Genomic DNA, 23,755 nt, shown 5'->3' with positions numbered 1-23,755 from the left:
AGCGCTGAGATGTGCTTAAGGGCGTGGGCCGAACAGCTCAATGAGTTGTTCGGCCTGTGGCGCACCCGGGTGCATTTGCATCATGCCGGTTTCGTCCAGGTACAAAATAGCAGGGGTACCGCTGGCGCCAACACTGCTCATAAGTTGGTGGTTCTTATCTAGCATGCTGCGCTGCTCAGGGGTAACTGTTTTAGCTTCTTTAGCTGGTGCTTTACCGCTTTCATTACCTTTTAAAGCTGCTGCGCGGTCTTTAGCGCCCAGTAAAAATGCTGCTTTCTTTTGGCTACTCTCGCCGAGGGTGCCAACCATTATATGGCGAATCTGTACTTTGCCAGCATCAACCCAAGGGCGTGCATCATTCCAGAAGCGCTTGCAGTACGGACAGTTGGGGTCGGTAAAGGCATAGACAATGGTTTCTGCAGTGTCAGAGCCATCGGCAATCCAAGTGCTTTCTTTGAGCTTTTCCCACATGATTTTGCTTTGTGGGCGGCTGACTTTTTCTTCTAGCACAGCACCGGTTAAATCATCCCCCTGGGCGTTCAGCAAGCTACCAATGAGCGCGTGCTCACCATCTGCAGTGACATAGAGCGCCAGTGGTCGACCGTTATATAAAGCGGTATAACCGGTCAATCCGCTGGGTGCATCAAAGCGCTCTAGAACTTCGATACCACGCTCACGCATGGCCTCTACCGGTGCTGGATAATCTTGCGCCTGAGCTATGACCGGTAAGGTCAACAGAGCCAGTGCAGGTAGGATTTTTTTTAATGTCATGGTTGTTCCTCTAGTTTTATTTGCTGATCTTCAGAGCTAATGTGGCGTAACGCATGCTTTAAACTGGCATGGGATAGCTCACCTAAATGATTGTTTTTTAATAGGCCATCGGCGCTGTAAAACAGTGTGGTGGGTAACGATAAAGAGCCTACAGCTTGGCCTACACGGCCACCGCTATCGAGTAAGTTGTTGTCTAAGCTCAGTTGTTGCTGGGCTAAAAACTTATTGACCAAGGCCTGCCCTTCTCCCTGGTTAACAAAAACAAAACGAATATCTGGGTTGGCAGCTTGCGCGGCAGCCAGTACCGGCATTTCCCGTCGGCAGGGTGGACACCAAGTGGCCCAAAGGTTTATGACCAGTGGCTTACCGGCTAAATCTTGCAGTGATAGCGGTTGACCGTCAATGTCGCGTACGGAAATGTCGGGGATCGCTTGGCTGCTTTGCAAAGCATTGAGTACCGCAAGGCTGGCGCCCCATGCAATTAGACCAATACAGACACCTATGGCTAATGGTGCCCGTAATGCGGCTTGTCGCCATGCTTTATAAATGCCCACTAAGACTGCGGCGATAATCCCTGGCAAAAGTAAAAAACCGCCATCACGAATATCAAGCATCTGCACAATACTGTCATATTGATCCGCGTATTGGCTGATAAATGCACCGCGCGCGGCCAATGCACCGACGATTAACATGCTAAATAAAGCCGCTTCAGGGTTAGTGCCGCGCTTTCTACCAATCAACCAGCCACTGAACCAAGCAATAAAAAAAGCGCCATAGAGTAAGGCTAAGTTCATTGGGATGGCGATTGGACCTAAATTGAAACTCAACATTAACTGTCCTCTTGCGCACTGTTTAAGTGGCGTAAAAATTCATTAGCCGATACTTCACCAGTGATGCGTTGGGTGCGCTGCTCGTCGCCTTGTGGGTCGATAAACATGAAGGTTGGTGGCCCCATGATTTTTAGTTCTTGCATCAACTTTTGCTGGTCGGCTGTATTCAAGGTTACGTCCATTTGCAGTAGGCGGAAACCCGCCAAGGCATCTTGAACCTCAGCTTTAGCAAATACGGTTTTCTCCATGACTTTGCAGGACACGCACCAGTCGGCATAGAAATCCAATAACACCCACTGACCGTCTTGCTCAGCTTGCTGCAGTTGTGCTTGCAATTGTGCGATATCGGTTATGCGTTGCATCTGGAAACTGCTGTTGGCTGCAGGGTTGGCTGGTGCGCTGAAGTTTTCCAGCGGCTGCAGTGGATCAGTACCACCCGCGGCGGCACCAAACAGCATAATGCCACCCCAAAGGCCAAGCAGTAAGGCAATATAGCGGCTTAAAAAGCGCCAGTTAGTACGCTCCATGCTGCCCACTTGTACGGCAATGGCTAAGATTAACGCACCCCATAGGCCTAAAAATAGTGGGCCGCTGAGCACCGGGCGCACCACGATAATGGCTGTGGCCAGTAATGCATAACCGAATACGCGGTTAATGTTCTCCATCCAGTTCCCCGGTTTAGGTAACCAGCGCATGCCAATCGTAATGGCTAGTAATAAGGGAATACCACTACCCAAGCCCAGAGAGAAAAGCGCTAAACCACCACGTACACCGTCACCACTTTGGGCGATATAGAGCAAGGCTCCGGCCAGTGGTGCTGTCATGCAAGGGCCGACTAAGAGAGCGGACAATGCACCTAGACTGGCTGCCCCCAGTAAGCTGCCACCTTTAATATTTTGATCCGCACCCTGTAAGCGCTCGCGGATAAAGGCTGGTAACTGTAAGGTGAATAAACCAAATTGAGCTAAGGCTAAAAGTATAAAAATACCGGCAAAAGGTATTAATAACCAAGGTTGCTGTAAGGCGGCAGCAAGGTTGCTACCGAGGCTGGCAGCCAGTACACCTAAAGCGGCATAGACCAATGCCATGGGTAAAATAAAGGCTACGCCGAGTTTTGCGCCATGCCAGCCGCCACTTTTAGCACCACCAATAACACTGGTTAGAATCGGCAGCATCGGCAGCATACAAGGGGTAAACGCAAGCAAGACCCCCATCATAAAGAAGGCGGCTATATTCAACAGCAGTCCTGAGTCTGCTAAGCGCTCAGCAATGGATTGGTCTTCAGCTAAGGCTGAGTTTGTAGTTGACTGAGTTGTGCTGTCGGTAGTTGCAGAGCCTGCTTCAGCACCGACTGTTGCCGTTTGTGGTGGGTAGCAGAGACCAGCATCGGCACAGCCCTGCCAGGTCACTTCAAGTGGTCGTGCGACATCGGCATCAATGGGTAATTGGAGCAATTGCCGATAAATTTGCGTCTCACCAAAAAACTCATCGGAATGGTCAATGCCTTCAGGGAAGTCCAACTCGAGCAGTTGACCATTGGCATCAGTAACTTTGGTTCTGTCTTTGTAAAGGTAGTGTTTATCTGTAATCTGCCAGGCCAGCAAGTTAGGCTCTATATCCTCCATCACTTCAAAGCGAAAGGCTTCTTCGACGGGCAGAAAGTCTTGCTGATTGGTGGTAAAGGCATGCGTTAAACTGCTCAGTGTCAGCAAAAACGCAATAAATATATACCGCATACGTGCTCTTCCTATTAGATTTACGCACATTATGAGCGTATGCCATTAAGACAATATTAACGGTTAAGTTATGTTGCATATATTGTAGGCTATGTTGACTATTTTATATGCCTATAGTGTTTTGCTTATAGTGAGGGTTGGCTAAGTTATGCATATTTTACTGGTCGAGGATGATCCTTTGATTGCTCAGGGTTTACTGGCTGGTTTGCAGTTGCAGGGCTTCACTTTGGACCATATGGCGCATGCAGCCGCGGCTGAGCAGGCGTTACAGTTGGGGCATTTTGATGCGGTGATTCTTGATCTGGGTTTACCTGATGAGGATGGACTGGAGTTATTAACGCGGCTTCGTAATCAGGGTAAAGACTTACCTGTTTTGATTTTAAGTGCCCGTGATTCAGTGGTGCAGCGGGTTGCTGGTCTGCAAGCTGGTGCCGATGATTACTTGCTCAAGCCGTTTGATTTGCGAGAGTTAGCGGCGCGCTTGCATAGCTTGCTGCGACGCAGTGGTGGGCGCAGTACAAATTTGATTGAGCATCACGGTTTAAGTTTTAACCCAACAACCCGAGAAGTGACTTTGCATGGGCAAACCGTGGCTCTATCGCGGCGTGAGCAAGCTTTGCTGGGTGCTCTGCTGCAAAACCCAGGACACATTTTAAGCGCCGAACAATTGCAGGACAGTTTGTATGGTTTAGGCGATGGCGTGGAGAGTAATGCGATTAATGTGCACATTTATAACTTGCGCCGCAAGCTGGGCAGTGAAGTGGTAAAAACTGTGCGCGGCTTAGGTTATCGAATGGGAGTACCCCGTGAGTCTACGTAATCGATTACTGCTTATTTTAGGTGGCACTTTTATTGTATTGTGGAGCTTGGCCGCGTTGTGGTTATTGGGTGATTTGCGCCGTGAAGTCACTGTGGCTTTGGATGAGCGTTTAGCCTCTTCTGCGCGTATGGTGGCCGGTCTGTTAGAACAATTACCGCAGCCGCTACCGGCTAATCAGTCAAGCCCACTCAGCGCCATAGAATTGGGTTTGCAAAGCGGTTTGGTCTGCCAAGTGCGCTCTCTGCGCGGTGAAGTGATTGTGCATACACCCAATACACCAGAGGCAACTTTAGCCGAGCACGGGGTGGGTTTTCATGATGTCAGTATTGGTGATGAGCGTTGGCGTAGTTTTACCTTAAAGCGTCAACATTTATGGGTCACCACCGCAGATCGTATTGGTGAGCGTGAAACCCTTCAGTCAGCTATTTTAATTGCCGCTGCCCTCCCCGTAGCCTTGGCTTTGCTGGGTAGTTTAGTGCTGATTTGGTTTGGAATTGGACGCGGCTTATCACCCTTACAGACTTTACGATCTGTGCTAGAAAAGCGCGATGCTGGGGATTTACAGCCAGTGTATGTGGCGCGCCTGCCAAAAGACTTACAACCCTTGGTGGCAACCCTTAATCAGTTATTTGCCCGTATTGCAGCTGCGTTGGAACGGGAAAGACGTTTTACTAATGACGCTGCCCACGAGTTACGCACGCCTTTAACAGCGGTTAAAACCCATTTGCAAGTTGCCCAAATGAGCTCTGGAGATATTGCCGCCCATGCGTTGCAGCAAGCAGAAACCGCGGTTGAGCGCATGCAAAGTGGTTTAGAGCAGTTACTGCTATTGGCACGGGTGGAAAGTGCACAGTGCTTTGATCAGACTGGCCAAGTGAGTGCACAAAATTTAGCGCGGCATGCTTTGGCTGATCTGATTGCAGTGCCGGGCAATGAGCGTATTGAGGTCAATAATCAGCTCAGTGAAGATGTATTGATTGCCGTACCTGAGTCCTTGGCGGTGGCATCACTGCGTAACCTTTTGGACAATGCTTTGCGCTACAGTCCAGAGTTAAGCTGCGTGGAGCTGTATATGGGGCTTGAGGATAAATACTTACTGTTGCGTGTGCGTGACTCAGGTAAGGGCTTGAGTGCAGCGCATATTGAGCAAGCTAAGCAAAGATTTTGGCGCACCGCCAGCACGCAAAGTGGCAGTGGTTTGGGGTTGGCCATTGTCCAAGCGGTGACTGAGCGTTACGGTGGTGAACTGCATTTGCAGGCAGCCCCCAGCGGTGGTTTAGATGCGCTCTTGTATTTGCCGCTCAGCCAGCCTTAGCTTAGTGACTGGCTAAGGCCTGTTGGCGCTCTTGTTGTTTAGCTTTTTTATAGTTTAGGGCTGCCACTGGTACAGGAGTAATTGCTCCTGTTTCCAGCCATTTTTTTAGTCGGTTAGCATCTGCCATATGGGTGTATTTACCAAAAGCGTCTAAGACAACAAAAGCCACCGGGCGGTTATTCATTTCTGTACTCATCACTAAGCAGTGCCCAGCACTGTTGGTAAAACCTGTTTTACTGAGTTCGATATTCCAGTTGTCTTTGCGCACCAAGGCATTGGTGTTGCGAAAACCTAGGGTGTAATTGGGCTTACTGAAGGCTACGGTTTTTTCTTCAGTGGTGCTGAACTGGCGAATCAATGGGTATTGTTGTGCCGCTTTAATCAGCAAGACTAAGTCGTGAGCGCTGGAAACATTATTTTCCGATAAGCCGGTTGGCTCTACAAAGCGCGAGTTATGCATGCCCAGTGCTTGCGCTTTATTATTCATTGCTTGAATAAAAGCGTGGTGCCCACCTGGGTAGTGATGGGCTAAGCTCGCGGCTGCGCGGTTTTCTGAGGACATTAAAGTGATCAGTAATAAGTCATGCCGACTTAACTCGCTGCCTAAGCGTACACGGGAAAACACCCCCTGCATTTCTTCGGTATCTTTGATGACGATGGGCAGTTTTTCATCCAGTGACTGCTTGGCATCTAAAGCAACCATGGCAGTCATTAATTTGGTTACTGAGGCAATGGGAGCGACAAATTCTTGATTGCTTGAGTAGAGCACTTCATTGGTTTTTAAGTCCACTAGCAAGGCGCTACCTGCGGCTAGGTCTTGTTGTGGAATGGTGTTGTTAAGTGCTGTGGTTGCATAGGCTTGGCTGACCAAAAAAAAGGTAGCCAACGCGCTAGTTTTTATAAGTTTAGCTATTCTATTCACGGAAGGTACTCAAATAAGACGTTTTACCCTGTTCTGGATGCGCAGCCTTCCTTGCTGTGTAACCTGTGGTTAGGGAACAATAAGGGCAGCATAATGACACACTAGTTCATCGCGCCCTAGGTATAGGCGGTATTTATTATTACAGAATATGAATAGGTGTTTTGATCTGTGCTGGCTGCTTAGCGGTAAGAGTATGCAGCTGGTTGATAATTACTTATAAAAAACCGCCATACCCGTTGCAGGTATGGCGGTGTGCTTGGCTTTAAAAATCTAAGTTAGAGACAGCCAGCGCGTTTTCTTCAATAAAGGCGCGACGCGGTTCAACATGGTCGCCCATTAGGGTGTTGAAAATCTGATCTGCGGCAATAGCATCCTCAATGGTCACTTGCAGCATACGGCGTTGGCTTGGGTCCATGGTAGTTTCCCAGAGTTGCTCGGGGTTCATTTCACCAAGACCTTTATAGCGCTGTACGCTTAAGCGGCGACTGCCCTCTGCCAGTAACCAGTCCAGTGCCTCTTTAAAGGTGCTGATTTCTTGTTTACGCTCACCGCGCATCACATAGGCATCCTCTTCGAGGAGGTTGTTTAGCTTGTTGGCTAACTCCGTCACAGTGCGGTAATCATTACTGGAGTAGAAATCATGATTAAACAGAATATGGTTGGTTAAACCATGGGCTTTAATTTGGATTTCAGGTAGCCAGTAATTGCGCTCGCTGTCATGGCGTAAGCCAACAGTGTAGACCTCGCCTGATTTTTCTACGGCATCCATCCGCACTTGGAGAGCATCTAACCACGATTGCATGGCTGCTTTATCGCTTAACTGCTCTGGTTCTACCCGTGGCAAATAGAGAAAGTGCTCGGTAATTTCTTTCGGGTACAGGCGCGAGAGACGTTCTAGGGTTTTTAGTACTGAACGGTACTCGTTGACTAGAGCTTCCAAAGCGGTGCCCGATAAGCCAGGTGCGCTGGCATTTACATGTAAGCTGGCATCTTCCAGAGCGGCGTTGGTTAAGTACTCATCCATCGCTTCATCATCTTTGATGTACTGTTCTTGCTTGCCACGCTTTACTTTATACAGGGGTGGTTGTGCAATGTAGATATAGCCGCGCTCGACCAGTTCAGGTAGCTGACGGAAGAAGAAGGTCAGCAAGAGTGTACGAATGTGCGAACCATCCACGTCAGCATCCGTCATGATGATGATGTTGTGATAGCGCAGCTTGTCGATATTGTATTCGTCGCGGCCAATACCACAGCCTAAAGCAGTGATTAAGGTGCCCACTTCTTGTGATGAAATCATCCGGTCAAAGCGTGCTTTTTCTACGTTTAGAATCTTACCTTTCAGGGGCAAGATCGCTTGGGTTTTACGGTTACGCCCCTGCTTGGCTGAGCCGCCAGCAGAGTCCCCTTCGACAATATAGAGTTCTGATAAGGCGGGGTCTTTCTCTTGGCAGTCAGCCAGTTTGCCGGGTAAACCAGCAATATCTAGCGCACCTTTGCGGCGGGTCATTTCGCGGGCTTTACGGGCGGCTTCACGGGCGCGGGCTGCGTCAATCATCTTCGCAACAATGGCTTTTGCTTCAGCAGGGTTTTCGAGCAAGTAATCCGCTAAGTATTTTCCCATCTCTTGCTCAACTGCGGTCTTAACTTCAGAAGAAACCAGTTTTTCTTTAGTTTGCGAGCTGAACTTGGGGTCAGGTACTTTAACCGAAATAATTGCCGTGAGGCCTTCACGGGCATCATCACCGGTGGTGTTTACTTTATCTTTTTTGCCAATACCTTCAGCTTCAATATAGCTGTTGAGGTGGCGCGTCAATGCGGTACGGAAGCCCACTAAGTGTGCCCCACCATCGCGTTGAGGAATATTGTTGGTGTAGCACTGAAGGTTTTCATTAAAACCATCATTCCACTGCATAGCAACTTCAACGCCAATGCCGTCTTCTTCACGTTGGGTAGAGAAGTGGAAAATATTATTTACGGTGGTTTTGTTGGTATTTAAGTACTCAACAAAAGCTTTCAAGCCACCTTCATACTGAAACAGCTCTTCTTTACCGGTGCGCTCATCTTTTAACTTGATGCCAACACCAGAGTTCAAGAATGACAGTTCGCGCAGGCGCTTGGCTAAAATATCCCAACTAAAGTGAATGTTGGCAAAGGTTTCTGGCGAAGGCTTGAAGTGAATACGAGTACCGGTTTTGTCGGTATCGCCAATAGCCGTCATCGGTGCCTGAGGAACACCGTGGTGGTAGGTTTGCTCCCAAACCTTGCCTTGACGGCGGATGGTCATAACCAATTCGCGCGATAAGGCGTTTACGACGGAAATACCTACGCCGTGCAACCCGCCAGATACTTTGTAGCTGTTGTCATCAAACTTACCACCGGCGTGCAGAACGGTCATGATGACTTCTGCGGCAGAGATGCCCTCTTCTTCGTGGATATCGACAGGGATACCACGGCCGTTATCTTGGACTGTAATGGATTCGTCGGTGTGGATAGTAATGCTAATCTCATCGCAGTGACCTGCTAGGGATTCGTCAATGGAGTTATCCACGGTCTCAAAGACCATGTGGTGCAGCCCAGTGCCGTCATCAGTATCTCCGATATACATGCCAGGGCGTTTGCGCACTGCATCCAGGCCCTTAAGGACTTTAATACTACTGGAATCGTACGATTGTTCTTCGCTCATGCGGTCACTCCGATGGTGTAATTTGGCCTTGTTCCACGTGGAACAAAGAGACTGGTGTATCCGTTCGCCAGCCTGAAATCATTAATTGTTTATCAACACAGGTGATAAACACCTGACATTCTAAATCATCGAGCAGCTGGCATAAGGCCAAACGATGCTGCTCGTCCAGCTCTGAAGGTAAGTCATCTACAAGATAGATGCATTCATTGCGTCTTGCCTGAGATAACAAATGACCTTGAGCTATTCTTAAAGCGCAGATAACTAACTTTTGCTGCCCTCTGGAGAGGATGTCCACAGCGTTATGTTTATCAACGCGAACTCTTAGATCGGCACGTTGTGGGCCGGCCTGGGTATAACCTAGGGCTCTATCTCGATCAAAGTTTTTATTGAGCACCTCTTGTAGCTCGCTGGTTTTATCCCAGCCTCTAAAGTAGCTGAGGGTCAAACCTGGTAGATCAAGTAGCTTGGCTAGGGTTTGTTCAAAAACAGGTTTTAGCTTGGTGATATAAGCACGGCGCAACTGGTCTATTTCGTTGCTGGCAATACAAAGCTCATTATCCCAAGCAGCTATTACTGAACGATCCATTATACCATGGCGCAAGCATGAATTTCTTTGCTTAAGACTTGTCTGCAAGCGCTGCCAGGCAGAAATAAACTGATGTTCCACGTGGAACACCCCCCAGTCTAAAAACTGGCGGCGCATTTTCGGTGAGCCTTCCAGTAGACGAAAACTATCGGGGTTGATCAATTGTAAAGGTAGAAGTTGGGCCAGTTGTGCTGCACTACGTGCATTTTGACCATCAATACGAATACGAAGTTCCGACTGCCGATCACGACTGATGCCAAGGTTGCTTTGGCTACCATCGGTATGTTTGATTTGGGCAAATACAGTACAGCTGCTTTGCTCATATTGAATCATTGGTTGTAAGCGAGTGCTACGAAAGGAACGGGCCATTGCGAGTAAGTGTATGGCCTCTAAAACGCTGGTTTTGCCGCTACCATTGTCACCGTAAAGAATGTTGATGCGCGGTGAAACGTGCAAAGTCACCGGCTTAAGGTTGCGGATGCCGGTGACTTGCAGTTGGCTAATAGCCATATTAAAGCCTATTACTTACAGGCGCATGGGCATAACAACGTAGGATGCGCTGTCGTTGTCAGCTTCTTGGATAAGTGCACTGCTGTTTGAGTCTGCCAAAGTAATGCTGATTTGTTCAGATGTTGTGGCGCTTAAAACATCAAGCAGATAGGTCACGTTGAAGCCGATTTCCAGCTCATCACCGCTGTAGTCAACGGACACTTCATCTTCTGCCACTTCTTGCTCAGGGTTGTTGGCTTGGATTTTTAATAAGCCCGACTCAAGCTGCCAACGAATACCGCGGTATTTTTCATTGGATAAAATTGAAGCGCGGTTTAGAGCTTCACGCAAACCTTGGCGGTCCGCTAAAACTATCTTATCTCCACCCCGTGGCAAGACACGCTCATAGTCAGGGAACTTACCATCGACTAACTTAGAGATGAAAGTGAACTCGTCGGTGGTGGCGCGAATGTAGTTGCTACCAAAAACTATAGTGACTGTTGCGCTGTCTTCAGTCATTAGGCGGGCTAACTCGAGTACACCTTTGCGCGGCACAATAACTTGGTGCTGCACACTTTCCATGATTTGCGCCGGCACTGAGCACAGCGCCAAGCGGTGACCGTCAGTGGCTACCGCGCGCAGCAAACCTTGCTGGGCTTCTAAAAGTAGTCCGTTTAGGTAGTAGCGTACGTCTTGTTGCGCCATAGCAAAGCTGGTGCGCTCGATTAAACGACGCACTTGACCTTGTTCTAGAGTGAAGGTCAGAGAGCCTGGGGTTTCTTCTGAAGCTGGGAAATCTGTGGCTGGCAAGGTGGTTAAAGTAAAGCGGCTACGGCCAGCTTTAATTAAAACTTTTTGCTCATCGACCTTAAAGTCAATTAACGCATCAGCGGGTAAGTTTTTGCAGATATCCATAAGCTTACGCGCAGGCACAGTAATTTCGCCGGGTTGCGCAGGCTCTTCTAAAGTGATGCGTGCGACCAGTTCAACTTCGGTGTCCGTACCGGTCATTGAGAGGTTTTGACCTTCAATGACGAGCAGTACGTTGGATAACACAGGCATGGTTTGCTTGCGTTCAACAACACCGGCTACCAGTTGCAGCGGTTTTAACAAAGCTTCGCGTTGGATAGTGAAGTGCATGGTAAGTCCTTGCTTAAAATTGCTGGCACACTGCTATTTAGGTGGTTAACGTGCGCAGTAGGTTTTTATAGTCTTCGCGGATATCCGCATCAGTTTCGCTCAATTCGGCAATTTTCCGACAAGCATGCAAAACAGTTGTATGGTCGCGGCCACCAAAGGCATCACCGATTTCAGGCAAGCTGTGGTTGGTGATTTCTTTGGCCAATGCCATCGCTACTTGACGTGGACGAGCCACTGAGCGCGAGCGCCGCTTCGATAAGATATCGGAAATTTTAATTTTGTAATACTCAGCAACAGTGCGCTGAATATTATCCAAGCTAACAAGTTTATCTTGCAGTGCTAACAGGTCTTTTAATGACTCTTGAATCAGCTCAACTGTAATGGGTTCGTTGGTAAAGTGCGAGTGAGCAATAACGCGCTTTAACGCACCCTCTAACTCACGCACGTTAGAGCGAATCCGCTGGGCAATAAAGAAGGCGCAATCGTGGGAGAGTTGCACCCTGCTCTGCTCGGCTTTTTTCATTAAAATGGCAACGCGAGTTTCTAGTTCTGGTGGCTCTACGGCAACGGTTAAACCCCAGCCAAAACGCGACTTTAAGCGCTCTTCAAGGCCGTCAATTTCTTTGGGGTAGCGGTCACTGGTGAGAATAACCTGCTGATTGCCTTCCAGTAGTGCGTTAAACGTATGGAAAAACTCTTCTTGCGAGCGCTCTTTTTTAGCAAAAAATTGAATATCATCAATCAGCAGAGCATCCACTGAGCGATAGTAGTTTTTAAATTCATTAATTGCGTTGTTTTGTAGCGCTCGCACCATGTCGGCGACAAAGCGCTCAGAGTGCAAGTAAATCACTTTAGCATTAGGGTTTTTCTGCAGTAAATGATTACCAACCGCATGCATTAAGTGAGTCTTACCTAAACCCACGCCACCGTATAAAAATAGCGGGTTATAGCCGTGCTTAGGGTTATCAGCCACTTGCCAAGCCGCAGCGCGCGCTAACTGGTTAGATTTACCCTCAACAAAGCTATCAAAAGTAAATGAGCGATTGAGGGCGCTGACATGTTTTATCGCCCCTTTAGCCGGCGCAGTATGCTCGACATTGACACTGACCGAGGGTGCAGGATTAGGGTTGGAAACCTGCGCTGCAGGCGCTGGGGTGTGCTCCGTAATCACCGTTTGCACCGGTGTTGGTGCTGGGCTAGGAGTGCTGGCAGGCATGCTGACATTAGTACGCGCATTAGCCGCAGGGCTCGGGCTGCTAGGCGTGCGAGTTTTGGCTTTGCTACCGATTTGTAAGGCAATGGATGGCACGTTGCCGTCGTTGCGTTCAGCCATTAGCTCAAGTAAACGGTTGAGATACTTGTCGTTGACCCAATCTAAGACAAAGCGGTTGGGTGCAAAAATATGCAACTCATCACCAACCGCTTCAACTTGTAATGGACGGATCCAAGTGTTGAAATGCTGAGCAGGCAGTTCATCGCGTAAGAAGTCGACAGATTGAAGCCAAAGTTCGACAGACACAGAGAACCCTCAAGAAAAACGTAAATATTGCGACCTGCTATTGTAGCCGCCAGACGGAAAGTTATCCACAGGGGTAAATAAAATAGCTGCGTGTCGCTTGAGACAAAATAATTTCCTTGCTGCTATCTGAGCAGTGCTTACAAGGCATAACCACGGTGACATAAATGATAACACTGGGAGAGCTGTTTGCTTGGTTGCTGGTTGCCCTAACCATTGCGTGGATATGGCGTGGTCACGGAATTCGTGAGCGCGCTTTATACCTTGTGAAGCAACATTGCGAGAATGAGCAAGTGCAGTTGTTAGATGAAAATGTCGCGTTAAAAGGTTGGCGGATTATCCGCGATGGTAAAGGACAGAAGCGTTTAGCACGGATGTATGGCTTTGAGTTTACGGTAACCAGCTTAGAGCGACTGTCTGGTAGCGTAGCTATGTTTGGCCGTCACCTGGCTAAAATAGAGTTGCAGGCTTACCCGCTTACCGAAACGCCACAAGAAGCAGTTGTGGCAACCCAGAATCCTAGCACAGCAGCAACCAATCGCACGTCTTCTAACAATGTGATTGAGCTGCAGGATTGGCGCGCACATCGCAAACCTGAGGATTAAGAGTCTTGGCTAAGCAGCTTTATTCAGCTGTCAGTTTAAAGTTGATGCGCTCGAGCCAGCCGGCTTCTTTTTCAAAATCAGCCACGGTTAAAGGGTTGTTATCCAACCAGTTTTCTGGGAAACGAATGTGCAGGCTATTGTTTCCGGCAATCAACTGCAACTCCGGCACTTCTTGCGAGCCGCGAATGTGGTGCAAAAGAATTGAAAAGCGCAGCAAGATGCAGAGTAAAAGCAGTTGCTGCCCTTCCCCTTCAGGCAGCTCATCAAAGCGTTCTTTAGGAATATTACGGCGGTGTCCGCGTACTAAGAGTGCCAGCATTTGCTGATCTTGGCGGGAGAAACCGGATAAGTCCGAGTGCTCAACTAAGTAAGCGCCATGTTTGTGGTAGTGATAGTGGGCAATGTCTAAACCCACCTCGTGCACCCGCGCTGCCCAGCTGAGAATATCGCTATGCCACTCTTCGTTGAGTTGCCAAGCAACGGCCACTTGCTCTAAGGCTTGCAAGGCTTTGCATTCAACTTTCTGGGCGTGCTCATGATCAACATGGCTGCGCTCCATAAGTGCGTGGATAGAGCGTTCACGGACATCTTCATGTTGATGCCGACCTAATAAATCGTACAAAACACCCTCTCGCAAAGCGCCATCGCATGGGGTCATTTCGGTAATATTCAAGGCATCAAAAATAGCTTCCATAATGGCTAAGCCAGCGGGCAAAATAGCGCTGCGTTCAGGTTTTACACCAGCGATATCAATTTTACTGATATCGCCAACGGCAAATACTGCATGCTTTAACCACGTCAGGCCTGCGCTGGTAATGGCACCATTGGTGATACCGCCAGCTGCCAATGCCTGACCAATGGAGCGAATGGTGCCGGAAGCACCCACAGTGTCTTGCCAGCCTAGGCGACGCAAGCTTTGCTCTAACTCCATCAGCTCAAGGCGTGCAGCGGTGTAAGCTTGCGCATAGCGTGCTGGAGTGACTTTGCCATCGTTAAAAAAGCGCAGGCTAAAACTTACACAGCCCATTTGTAAGCTGCCACGCAGTTGTGACTCAAATTGCTGGCCAATAATAAACTCAGTACTGCCGCCACCAATATCAACCACTAAGCGCTTGCCTGGTGTGTCAGCTAAGGTGTGGGATACGCCCAGATAAATTAGGCGGGCTTCTTCGCGGCCGGAAATAACATCAATATCATGGCCTAAAATTTCTTCCGCTCGCTGAATAAAAGCCTGACGGTTGTGCGCTACCCGTAGCGAACTGGTACCAACAATGCGTACTGCCCCCTGTGGTAACTCATGAATCAGTTGGGCAAAACGGCGTAAACAGTCAAGGCCACGTTCCATGGCATCATCTTGCAGTTCAAGTTGTGCGTTAATCCCCGCAGCTAACTGAACCTTCTCACCAATGCGCTCAAGAATGCGAATTTCGCGCTGGTCTGTTTTAGCCAACACCATATGAAAGCTGTTGGATCCCAGGTCAATGGCTGCAATCAGCGGAAAATGTTTGGGAGCAGAGTTGGGCATGCCGCAAATCCAATAAAGTAATACTACTATCCTGCCATGCTGTGACTGATTCGCCAATTTAAATCAAGGGCATGTCGTTGAAAGTGGGCTTTGCTGTGCGAAAAGTAGAGCAGGTTGTGTCGGGTTACTTTCGTTAATGGCCCAGTCAGGCTATCATTAGGACTTTAATTTGCATCCGCGTTTACGGAGAGGTTTCATGAGCGATCACATTACCAATATTAGCGACTCGAGCTTTGATCAAGATGTATTGCAAGCTGACAGCCCAGTGCTGGTTGACTACTGGGCTGAGTGGTGTGGCCCATGCAAAATGATTGCTCCAGTGTTGGAAGAAGTAGCAGCAGAGTTTGTTGGGAAAGTAAAAATCTGTAAGTTGAACATTGATGAAAACCAAGCAACACCACCTAAATACGGTGTGCGTGGTATTCCAACCTTGATGCTGTTTAAAAATGGCAACGTTGAAGCAACCAAAGTTGGCGCATTATCCAAAAGCCAATTAGTCGCATTCCTCGAAAGCCATATCTAAATATAGCGGCAATCGCTCAAATACGTTGATGTCTAGTGTGCTTTTTGTTTAGTGCGCACACTAGACGCACGCCCTCGCAAGTGGTAGATTCCACCAACGTAATGCTCACGGCACTACGAATCTGCATGCCGTCGCCGATATCTTTGCGGCTCTGAACAAACAATCGAATGTTCTCCTCGCGGTACGCTTCCCAAGCATAAGTGCTTGCTCATTCCTTTAAATTATATCATCGTCATTCCCCTATGAATCTGACCGAACTAAAACAAAAACCCGTTGCTGAATTGCTAGAAATGGCTGAACAAATGGGCCTGGACAACATGGCTCGTTCACGCAAACAAGATATTATTTTCTCCCTACTGAAGCGTCATGCACGCAGCGGTGAAGAAATTTCTGGCGATGGCGTCCTCGAAATTCTACAAGATGGTTTTGGCTTTCTGCGCTCAGCAGATTCGTCTTACCTCGCAGGGCCGGATGATATTTACGTATCGCCGAGCCAGATTCGCCGTTTTAACTTAAGAACGGGCGACACCATTATTGGTAAAATTCGTCCGCCAAAAGAAGGCGAGCGTTATTTTGCGTTGCTAAAAGTGGACTCGATCAACTTTGATCGTCCAGAAAACGCCCGCAATAAAATCCTTTTTGAAAACCTGACCCCACTCTTCCCCAATAAGCGCTTACTAATGGAAATTGGTAACGGCTCTACTGAGGATTTAACCGGTCGCGTGATTGATTTAGCAGCACCCATTGGTAAAGGCCAACGGGGCTTGATTGTGGCACCGCCGAAAGCCGGTAAAACCATCATGCTGCAAAATATTGCTTCAAACATTACCCGTAACAACCCAGAGTGCCATCTAATCGTTTTGCTGATTGATGAGCGTCCTGAAGAGGTAACGGAAATGCAGCGCACTGTGCGCGGTGAAGTGGTTGCTTCGACCTTTGATGAGCCGCCAACCCGACACGTACAAGTGGCTGAAATGGTGATCGAGAAAGCCAAACGTTTGGTTGAACACAAAAAAGATGTGGTTATTTTGCTCGACTCCATTACTCGCTTGGCCCGTGCTTACAACACCGTTATACCAAGCTCCGGCAAAGTACTCACCGGTGGTGTTGATGCCCATGCGTTAGAGAAACCAAAACGTTTCTTTGGTGCGGCGCGTAACATTGAAGAAGGTGGCTCACTGACCATTATCGCAACCGCTCTGGTTGAGACAGGTTCGAAAATGGATGAAGTGATTTACGAAGAGTTTAAAGGTACCGGTAATATGGAGCTGCAACTTGAGCGCCGTATTGCAGAAAAGCGCGTGTTCCCAGCTATCAATATCAACCGCTCGGGCACCCGTCGTGAAGAACTATTAACCAGTGATGACGAACTACAGCGCATGTGGATTTTGCGTAAGCTGTTGCACCCCATGGATGAAACAGCGGCCATCGAGTTTTTACTGGATAAGCTCAAAGACACAAAAACCAATGAAGAGTTTTTCATGTCGATGAAGCGCAGTAAATAACTCTCGTTTAGAATCATAAAGCTATGAGCTGGTGTGTTTTAGCACTACTTGCATCAGTTCAAGGCTTGATCTGCTACGGATAACAGCATGCAGTATTCTGATCTTCGAGACTTCATCCGTGGCCTTGAGCAACGTGGTGAACTCAAGCGTATTCAAGTTCCTATCTCCCCTGTTTTAGAAATGACAGAAATTTGCGACCGCACCTTGCGTAAAGCCGGTCCAGCTCTGCTATTTGAAAACCCAGTGGGCTTCTCTATGCCAGTGTTGGGTAACCTGTTTGGTACGCCGGAGCGCGTGGCTTTAGGTATGGGAGCGGAAAGCACCACAGAACTGCGTGAAATTGGTAAGTTATTGGCCGCTCTGAAAGAGCCTGAGCCACCCAAGGGGTTTAAAGACGCTTGGAACAAGCTGCCAATGTTTAAAAAAGTCTTGGCCATGGCGCCAAAAGTACGCAAAGACGCTGCTTGCCAAGAGGTAATCATTGAAGGCGAGGATGTCGATTTGACTGCCTTGCCGATCCAAACCTGCTGGCCAGGTGATGCCGCGCCCTTGATTACTTGGGGCTTAACCATCACTAAAGGGCCGAACAAAGAGCGGCAGAATCTAGGTATCTATCGCCAGCAAGTGCTGGGGCGCAATAAAGTTATTATGCGCTGGCTCAGTCATCGCGGTGGTGCTTTAGACTTCCGTGACTGGTGCCAAAAGTACCCTGACCGTCCCTACCCTGTAGCTGTTGCTTTAGGTGCTGACCCAGCAACAATTTTGGGGGCAGTCACGCCAGTACCCGACACCTTGTCGGAGTATGCTTTTGCGGGGTTGTTGCGCGGTTCGCGTACTGAATTAGTGAAAGCCATTGGTAGCGATTTGCAGGTACCAGCGAGTGCGGAAATCATTTTAGAAGGCCATATTTACCCTGGTGAAATGGCTGATGAAGGTCCTTACGGCGACCACACTGGCTATTACAATGAGATTGATAGCTTCCCAGTTTTTACCGTAGAACGTATAACCCAACGTAAAGATGCTATTTATCACAGCACCTATACGGGACGACCGCCGGATGAGCCGGCCATTTTAGGTGTGGCACTCAATGAAGTGTTTGTACCTATTTTGCAAAAGCAGTTTCCGGAAATAGTCGATTTTTACCTGCCACCCGAGGGTTGCTCCTATCGCATGGCAGTAGTGACAATTAAGAAACAGTACCCTGGTCATGCGAAGCGCGTAATGCTGGGCGTATGGAGTTTCTTGCGTCAATTTATGTACACCAAGTTTGTCATTGTGACCGATGACGATATCAATGCACGGGATTGGAATGATGTGATTTGGGCTATTACCACGCGTATGGATCCAAGCCGTGACACAGTATTAATTAATAACACACCGATTGATTATTTAGATTTTGCCTCACCAGTGTCTGGTTTAGGCAGCAAAATGGGCTTGGATGCCACCAATAAGTGGCCCGGCGAAACGTCCCGTGAATGGGGCCGTGTTATTGAGCAGGACCCAGCGGTCAAACAGCGTATTGATGGCTTGTGGTCAGAACTTGGTATTGATTAAAGTACCGAGCATTGATTATGCCGTGAACACAGAGGAAACAGGTTACACATGAAAATCATGTTACAACCGTCGGGGCATGCTATAGATTTGCTGCCTGGCGAAAGGATTATCGATGCAGTACGCCGTTTAGGTTTTGATGCCCCGCAAAGTTGCCACAATGGTAATTGCCATATTTGTGCGGCCAACTTAATCAGCGGTAAAGTCCGACAAGGGGATGATATTTTAGAGTCCGGTGAGCTGTTTACCTGCCTAGCGGAGCCTTTATCGGACTGTGAACTGCACTGGGATGATGTTTTAGCGCCCAACGAGCTACCTTTACGTAAAGCCGCCTGTCAGGTGGTGAGTGTCACGCCACTGGGTGCCGATGTGTTTTCTGTGCACCTGCGCTTACCTGCAGGCAAACAAGTGAGTTACCACTCCGGTCAGTACTTGTTACTTGAACGTAGCGGTGGAGAGTTCAGCGCTTTCTCTATTGCTTCTGCGCCCCACCAGGGTCGAGAGTTGGAATTGCATATTCTCGCGCGTGACAATGCAGCAGTTGAGCTACTGAAACAGCTACAAAAAGAGCGTATCGCCAAGGTGCAAATGCCTTTTGGTGATGTGCATTTAGCTCAGCCAGATGAGCGTCCGTTGCTGCTGATTGCTGCAGGAACGGGGATGGCACAGGTGCATAGTTTACTTGAGCACTGCCGCGTTATTGGCTTTAATCAGCCGATTCATGTGTATTGGGGGGTGCGGGTTGCTGAGGATTTCTATGCCTTGAAAAACCTGTCAGCTTGGCAGGCAATGCCGAACCTCCATTATCATCCTATTGTGAGTGAGGACAGTGGTTGGTCAGGGCGTAGCGGCTTGCTGTATGAAGCCGTCTGCCATGATATTGCCCAGTTGGGCGACTATCGAGTGATTGTCAGTGGTTCGCCAGCCATGGTCTACGGCACACTGGATGCCTTGGTTGCTGCAGGCATGCAGCCGGAGCAAATGCAGGCTGATGTATTTGCCTACGCGCCACGCCCAGAATAGCTGGCAAGTTTAGCCCACAGCCGTGAGAGGGATGATCTACTCTGCTGTGGGGGTGGCCGGTATTGCGCCCGCTTGAGCTCTTACGACGGCGTCGCGGGCTTAATAACAATCTTTTACTGAACAGCTTGCTGCTCTTTAGCCAGTAAAGCACGTTTACGCTCGACGCCCCAGCGGTAGCCAGAAATCCCACCATCAGCACGTAAAATACGGTGGCAAGGGATCACTAACGCCAGTGGATTGGCCGCGCAGGCATTGGCCACTGCACGTACTGATTTGGGTTTGCCTAAGCGCTCGGCAACTTCGCTATAGCTGAGTGTTTGCCCAACTGGAATACTGCGTAAAACTGTCCAAACACTCTGTTGAAAATCACTGCCTTGAATATCCAGAGTGAAGTCCAATGGCGTCAATGGTTTGTCTAAAAAGTCAGTAATGTTTTTCAACAATGGCGCCAAGCTGTGCTCTTGCTCTTGCTCTTGCTCTAGCAGTTGAGCCTTAGGTAAGCGTTGTTGTAAGTCTGCATACAGTTGCGTGGGACTGTCTCCCAATAAAATAGTGCAAACGCCTTTGTGGCTGCGCGCAATTAAAATCGCGGCAAAATCCGTTTGTGTGGTAGCAAACTCTATTAAGGGGGGCGCTGATCTGGGCATCTAACCTCCTAGCTCGCCGGCAGTTACATTGAGCGAATGGATTCGGCATGGGCTTTAAACAATACCTCAAGTCCTAGCAAAGTACGCTCTATAATACGTTGATCAGACACCTCAGCTGGGCGTTGTAGAACCTTGTGCTGCAATAATGCCGTCAGCCCATGAATATAGGACCAGCTCGCGAGCGCAGCACCGCGGACATCTGGGGTATTTATCGGTTGTTTGAGCAGGTCAGCAACCATCTCTTCAAGTTTAGAAAAAGCCAGCTGGCGGGCTTCGCGCAAAGTGTCTGGCATATTTTCTAGAGCGAGCTCAGGACCAAACATCAGCTGATACAAGGCTGGATTATCACGGGCAAAATTTAAGTAGGTTAAGCAAAAGCCACGAATTTTATCTTCCATGGGCAGTGCCGCAGCTTCTTTATCCAGTACTTGTGCAAGCTCAAGGTAACCTTGAGTGGCGAGTTGGGCGAGCAGATCAGTGCGATTGCTAAAGTGATAATAAGCGGCGGTCGGAGTGACGCCTAGCCCCGAACAGAGCGCACGTACAGAGAGCTTAGTTGAGCCAACTGCTTCCAGCATCGTGCGTGCAGCACTAAGCAATTGTTCTGATAAATTACCCACATGATAGTTATTGCGTGGGCTCTGTGATTTTGAATCCATGCTCGATCTCCGTAGTTTCAGGCTGGAACAAGAGTAGTGCTATCTTAACACTGGATGGTATCTTGACAGTGTTAAGATGCAATTGTAGCCTGCTAAGCACAACAGAAAACAGCAGCACTCAGTCAACTGGTGTTGCTAACCGCGTTTAAACCAATAATAACAAGAGCTTGGGAGAGTCAAAATGAGAGAATTACATCCGTGGGAGAAGAGCTATCCAGCCAGTTTGCATCATTATGAAATTACGCCTGAACTGCTAGCTGGCAATCTGACCCAGTTCGCTGCGCAAGGTGCGCAACAATACCCTGATAGCGATGCTTTCAGTATGGTGCTACCCAATGGTTTAAAGCACAGCTTAACCTTTAAGCAGATCGATGATCTGTCCACTGCTTTCTCCCGTTTTCTCGTTGCTCAGGGTCTGCAGCGTGGTGATGTGGTGGCGATTCAGTTGCCAACCTGCTTGCACTACCCTATCGCGGTGCTGGGCGCGTGGAAGGCTGGTCTGATCGTGACCAATATGAACCCTCTGTATACCGCTCGGGAAGTGGCTTTACAGATCCAAGACAGCAATGCCAAATTACTGATTGCCGCTGATTTATTTGCTAACAGCATCAAGCCTATTGTTGAAGGATCGGGCTTACAACTGGTGCTCACCTCCATGGGTGATTTTTTTCCAGAGCCCATTGCCAGTGCTATTGGCCAACACCTTGGGGTGAATTTAGAGTTGGGTGATGTGCAGTACCATACCTTCACAGAGGCGCTGAGCAGTGGTGAAAACCTGCCGCAAGTAGAGCGCGAACTGCATCCGGTAGCTTTATATCAATACACCGGTGGCACCACTGGGCGCAGTAAAGGGGCACCATTGACCCACAGTAATTTATTGGCGGTGTTGGAAATGGCGCAGGCCTATGTCAATGCTTACGATATTAAAATGGAGCCCGGTGAAATCATTCTTACGGCTCTACCGCTCTATCATATTTTTGCTTTTAACTTTAACTTCTTGCTGTTTTACAAGCTCGGCGGCTGTAATGTGTTAGTTCCTAACCCGCGCCCATTGAGTAATATTAAGCCCGCTTTTGAGCAGTTTAAAATAGGCTGGATGACTGGCGTAGATACCTTGTATGCCGGTTTGCTGGCTGAACCATGGTTTGCGCAAAAACCGCTGCATTTAAAATATGTGGTATCAGGGGGCACTGCATTAAGGCCGAGTACCGCAACCCAGTGGCAAAAGCGTATTTGCCCGATTCTAGAGGGTTATGGCCTTACGGAAACCAGTTGTTTTGTCTCGCTAAACCCGCCGACCGATAAAGTTCAGTTGGGTTATGTTGGCCTGCCACTGCCAGCATGCGAGGTGCGCATTGTTGATGAGCAAGGGCAAGAGTTGCCTGCCGGACAGGCTGGAGAAATCGCGGTACGTGGCCCGCACGTGATCACTGAATATTTAAATCAGCCAGAAGAAACCGCAGCCAATATGCGCGATGGCTGGTTCTTTACCGGTGATATGGCAATTATGGATGAGCGCGGCTTTTTGCAAATTGTGGATCGTAAAAAAGATATTATTCTCGTCTCGGGCTTTAATGTTTACCCCAATGAAGTAGAAGGTATTATTGCCGAGCATCAGGATGTGGTGGAAGTGGCGGTGATCGGGCGGCCGGATAAAAATACCGGTGAGGCTGTGCATGCTTATATTTGCTCGCGCAATCCTGAGTTAACCGCCGAAGCGGTGATTGAACATTGCCGCCAGTACTTAACCGGCTACAAGGTGCCTAAGCACATTGAGTTTCGTGATGAGTTGCCCAAATCCCCGGTGGGCAAAATCTTACGGGCGCAGTTGCGTGATCCGCAGCCAGAACACACAGCTACCGCAGTTGCAACGACTGAGCGGCCGCTGGCGGTCAGTCAAGCATTAGCCCATTGGCACAAAATGGTGGCGCAAGGTGACTTGTCCACATTGCCCAGCATTTTGCACAGCGACGCAGTGTTTCGCTCCCCTGTGGCACATACGCCCTACCCTGGCGCGCCAGTGGTGGCGTTGATTTTAAATACCGTGGCGCAAGTGTTTACTGACTTCACCTATTTGCGTGAGCTGGCCACCGATGACGGTTTAAATGTGGTGTTGGAGTTTAGTGCACAGGTTAAGGGTAAACAGTTAAAAGGCATCGATATGATTCGCTTTGATGCAGAGGGTAAAATTGTTGAGTTTGAGGTGATGATTCGTCCCCTCAATGCTTTGCAAGCTTTAGCGGAGGAAATGGCACAGCGCTTAGCGCCTTACTTAGCCGGCAAATAAGTCGCGTTGAGCTGGCTGCTGCCAATATGTGCCGATTGCGTTAAAATAGTAAGCCACTTGGGCTGTAAAACTCAGGTGGCTTATTTATTTTACTGGGAGCATAGAATAGCAATGCGTGAAAAACCGACACCACCAGAAGACTACGAATGCTGTCAAAGCGAATGCTCACCTTGTGTGTGGGATGGCTATTACGATGAAATGGATCTGTGGCGTGCTGAACAAGCAGAATTAAAAGCTCAAGCAGAACAGCTCGCTAAGGATGCAAGTACCCCTGATTAGTACCATTTTGAGGTGCTAAGGAGGCTGTTATGGCAACCGGATGGGCGCATGATGGCGCCGTACAGGAACAAATTGACAGTACTATTGATGATGCTGTGCAACGGGCACGTCAGCAACTGCCGCAAGGGCCAAGTGCTGAGTTTTGTGAAAGTTGCGATGAGCTAATTCCCCAAGGCCGCCGCGAGGCTATCCCCGGTGTGCAGCTGTGCATTGCCTGTCAAACCTTAGTTGATCAAGAGGCGACGTATAGCGGTTATAACCGCCGTGGCAGTAAAGACAGCCAGCTGCGTTAAACAGTGAGAGTGTCGCTCAATATAGAGCTGAGTTTAACTTGGTTTTCTTC

General features: G+C 48.8%; 21 protein-coding genes. 10 read left to right on the top strand and 11 right to left on the bottom strand.

Annotated features, from left to right (window positions below):
- Window positions 1–15 precede the first annotated feature (15 nt).
- Genes dsbG through dsbD form a run of 3 tightly spaced genes read right to left on the bottom strand, consistent with a single transcriptional unit; the run spans window position 16 to window position 3,337 of the window.
- Entirely contained in the window at window positions 16–771 is a 756-nt protein-coding gene (dsbG, locus tag O6P33_RS01930) for a thiol:disulfide interchange protein DsbG (protein WP_269818572.1), read from the bottom strand.
- A complete protein-coding gene (locus O6P33_RS01925; RefSeq protein ID WP_269818571.1) occupies window positions 768–1,601 on the bottom strand; it encodes a TlpA family protein disulfide reductase in 834 nt (277 codons plus the stop codon). The genes dsbG and O6P33_RS01925 overlap by 4 nt, the downstream gene beginning before the upstream one ends.
- Window positions 1,601–3,337 carry a protein-disulfide reductase DsbD gene (gene dsbD, locus O6P33_RS01920; RefSeq protein WP_269818570.1) on the bottom strand — a complete coding sequence of 579 codons (1,737 nt, stop codon included), beginning with the start codon at window positions 3,335–3,337 and terminating at the stop codon, window positions 1,601–1,603. The genes O6P33_RS01925 and dsbD overlap by 1 nt, the downstream gene beginning before the upstream one ends.
- A gap of 148 nt (window positions 3,338–3,485) precedes the next feature.
- Between dsbD and O6P33_RS01915 the strand changes: the two genes are divergently transcribed.
- Together O6P33_RS01915 and O6P33_RS01910 are read left to right on the top strand one after the other, a co-directional pair.
- Window positions 3,486–4,157, top strand: a complete 672-nt coding sequence (locus O6P33_RS01915; RefSeq protein WP_269818569.1) for a response regulator — start codon at window positions 3,486–3,488, stop codon at window positions 4,155–4,157.
- Window positions 4,144–5,472 carry an ATP-binding protein gene (locus tag O6P33_RS01910; protein WP_269818568.1) on the top strand — a complete coding sequence of 443 codons (1,329 nt, stop codon included), beginning with the start codon at window positions 4,144–4,146 and terminating at the stop codon, window positions 5,470–5,472. Before O6P33_RS01915 ends, O6P33_RS01910 begins: the two co-directional genes overlap by 14 nt.
- Before the next feature lies 1 nt (window position 5,473).
- Here O6P33_RS01910 and pbpG read toward each other — a convergent pair whose 3' ends face one another.
- The 5 genes from pbpG to dnaA all read right to left on the bottom strand — a co-directional run bounded on the left by pbpG (window position 5,474) and on the right by dnaA (window position 12,811).
- The gene (gene pbpG / locus O6P33_RS01905) at window positions 5,474–6,358 is read right to left on the bottom strand and encodes a D-alanyl-D-alanine endopeptidase (protein WP_420094952.1); all 885 of its coding nucleotides are present in this window, start codon (window positions 6,356–6,358) and stop codon (window positions 5,474–5,476) included.
- A 298-nt stretch (window positions 6,359–6,656) separates the two neighbouring features.
- Window positions 6,657–9,077: a DNA topoisomerase (ATP-hydrolyzing) subunit B gene (gyrB, locus tag O6P33_RS01900; RefSeq protein WP_269818567.1), complete on the bottom strand. Its 2,421-nt coding sequence runs from the start codon at window positions 9,075–9,077 to the stop codon at window positions 6,657–6,659.
- 4 nt (window positions 9,078–9,081) lie between these two features.
- The gene (recF, locus tag O6P33_RS01895) at window positions 9,082–10,173 is read right to left on the bottom strand and encodes a DNA replication/repair protein RecF (protein WP_269818566.1); all 1,092 of its coding nucleotides are present in this window, start codon (window positions 10,171–10,173) and stop codon (window positions 9,082–9,084) included.
- A 15-nt stretch (window positions 10,174–10,188) separates the two neighbouring features.
- Window positions 10,189–11,292, bottom strand: coding sequence for a DNA polymerase III subunit beta (dnaN, locus tag O6P33_RS01890; RefSeq protein WP_269818565.1), 1,104 nt, complete (start codon window positions 11,290–11,292; stop codon window positions 10,189–10,191).
- Window positions 11,293–11,329: 37 nt separating this feature from the next.
- Window positions 11,330–12,811 carry a chromosomal replication initiator protein DnaA gene (gene dnaA / locus O6P33_RS01885; protein ID WP_269818564.1) on the bottom strand — a complete coding sequence of 494 codons (1,482 nt, stop codon included), beginning with the start codon at window positions 12,809–12,811 and terminating at the stop codon, window positions 11,330–11,332.
- Between the two features lie 164 nt (window positions 12,812–12,975).
- Here dnaA and O6P33_RS01880 point away from each other — a divergent pair, with 164 nt between their 5' ends.
- Complete coding sequence (locus O6P33_RS01880; protein WP_269818563.1) at window positions 12,976–13,413, top strand: DUF3301 domain-containing protein; 438 nt, start codon at window positions 12,976–12,978, stop codon at window positions 13,411–13,413.
- 19 nt (window positions 13,414–13,432) lie between these two features.
- On the opposite strand, the gene ppx is transcribed toward O6P33_RS01880, so the two are convergent.
- Window positions 13,433–14,938 (bottom strand): exopolyphosphatase, encoded by a 1,506-nt coding sequence (gene ppx, locus O6P33_RS01875; protein WP_269818562.1) that lies wholly within the window; start codon window positions 14,936–14,938, stop codon window positions 13,433–13,435.
- 196 nt (window positions 14,939–15,134) lie between these two features.
- On the opposite strand from ppx, the gene trxA reads away from it, so the two are divergent.
- From trxA to O6P33_RS01855, 4 genes are all read left to right on the top strand, one after another.
- Window positions 15,135–15,461 carry a thioredoxin TrxA gene (gene trxA, locus O6P33_RS01870; RefSeq protein ID WP_269818561.1) on the top strand — a complete coding sequence of 109 codons (327 nt, stop codon included), beginning with the start codon at window positions 15,135–15,137 and terminating at the stop codon, window positions 15,459–15,461.
- A 242-nt stretch (window positions 15,462–15,703) separates the two neighbouring features.
- Complete coding sequence (rho, locus tag O6P33_RS01865; protein ID WP_269818560.1) at window positions 15,704–16,966, top strand: transcription termination factor Rho; 1,263 nt, start codon at window positions 15,704–15,706, stop codon at window positions 16,964–16,966.
- Window positions 16,967–17,053: 87 nt separating this feature from the next.
- On the top strand, window positions 17,054–18,520 hold the full coding sequence (gene ubiD / locus O6P33_RS01860) for a 4-hydroxy-3-polyprenylbenzoate decarboxylase (protein ID WP_269818559.1): 1,467 nt from the start codon (window positions 17,054–17,056) through the stop codon (window positions 18,518–18,520).
- Window positions 18,521–18,568: 48 nt separating this feature from the next.
- Complete coding sequence (locus O6P33_RS01855) at window positions 18,569–19,540, top strand: 2Fe-2S iron-sulfur cluster-binding protein (protein WP_269818558.1); 972 nt, start codon at window positions 18,569–18,571, stop codon at window positions 19,538–19,540.
- 113 nt (window positions 19,541–19,653) lie between these two features.
- Here the strand turns inward: O6P33_RS01855 and O6P33_RS01850 are convergent, their stop codons facing one another.
- Window positions 19,654–20,187, bottom strand: a complete 534-nt coding sequence (locus O6P33_RS01850) for a methylated-DNA--[protein]-cysteine S-methyltransferase (protein ID WP_269818557.1) — start codon at window positions 20,185–20,187, stop codon at window positions 19,654–19,656.
- Window positions 20,188–20,210: 23 nt separating this feature from the next.
- Window positions 20,211–20,846 (bottom strand): TetR/AcrR family transcriptional regulator, encoded by a 636-nt coding sequence (locus O6P33_RS01845; RefSeq protein ID WP_269818556.1) that lies wholly within the window; start codon window positions 20,844–20,846, stop codon window positions 20,211–20,213.
- A 181-nt stretch (window positions 20,847–21,027) separates the two neighbouring features.
- Between O6P33_RS01845 and O6P33_RS01840 the strand changes: the two genes are divergently transcribed.
- The 3 genes from O6P33_RS01840 to O6P33_RS01830 all read left to right on the top strand — a co-directional run bounded on the left by O6P33_RS01840 (window position 21,028) and on the right by O6P33_RS01830 (window position 23,705).
- Window positions 21,028–23,133 (top strand): AMP-binding protein, encoded by a 2,106-nt coding sequence (locus O6P33_RS01840; protein WP_269818555.1) that lies wholly within the window; start codon window positions 21,028–21,030, stop codon window positions 23,131–23,133.
- A 111-nt stretch (window positions 23,134–23,244) separates the two neighbouring features.
- The gene (locus O6P33_RS01835) at window positions 23,245–23,412 is read left to right on the top strand and encodes an oxidoreductase-like domain-containing protein (RefSeq protein WP_269818554.1); all 168 of its coding nucleotides are present in this window, start codon (window positions 23,245–23,247) and stop codon (window positions 23,410–23,412) included.
- A 29-nt stretch (window positions 23,413–23,441) separates the two neighbouring features.
- Window positions 23,442–23,705: a DksA/TraR family C4-type zinc finger protein gene (locus O6P33_RS01830; RefSeq protein ID WP_269818553.1), complete on the top strand. Its 264-nt coding sequence runs from the start codon at window positions 23,442–23,444 to the stop codon at window positions 23,703–23,705.
- Window positions 23,706–23,755 lie beyond the last annotated feature (50 nt).

The sequence above is a fragment of the Denitrificimonas caeni genome (genome assembly GCF_027498055.1).
In the GTDB taxonomy this organism is placed as follows: domain Bacteria; phylum Pseudomonadota; class Gammaproteobacteria; order Pseudomonadales; family Pseudomonadaceae; genus Denitrificimonas.
The sequence above is the reverse complement of the archived record's forward strand: the minus strand, read 5'-3'. Positions and strand labels throughout refer to the sequence as shown.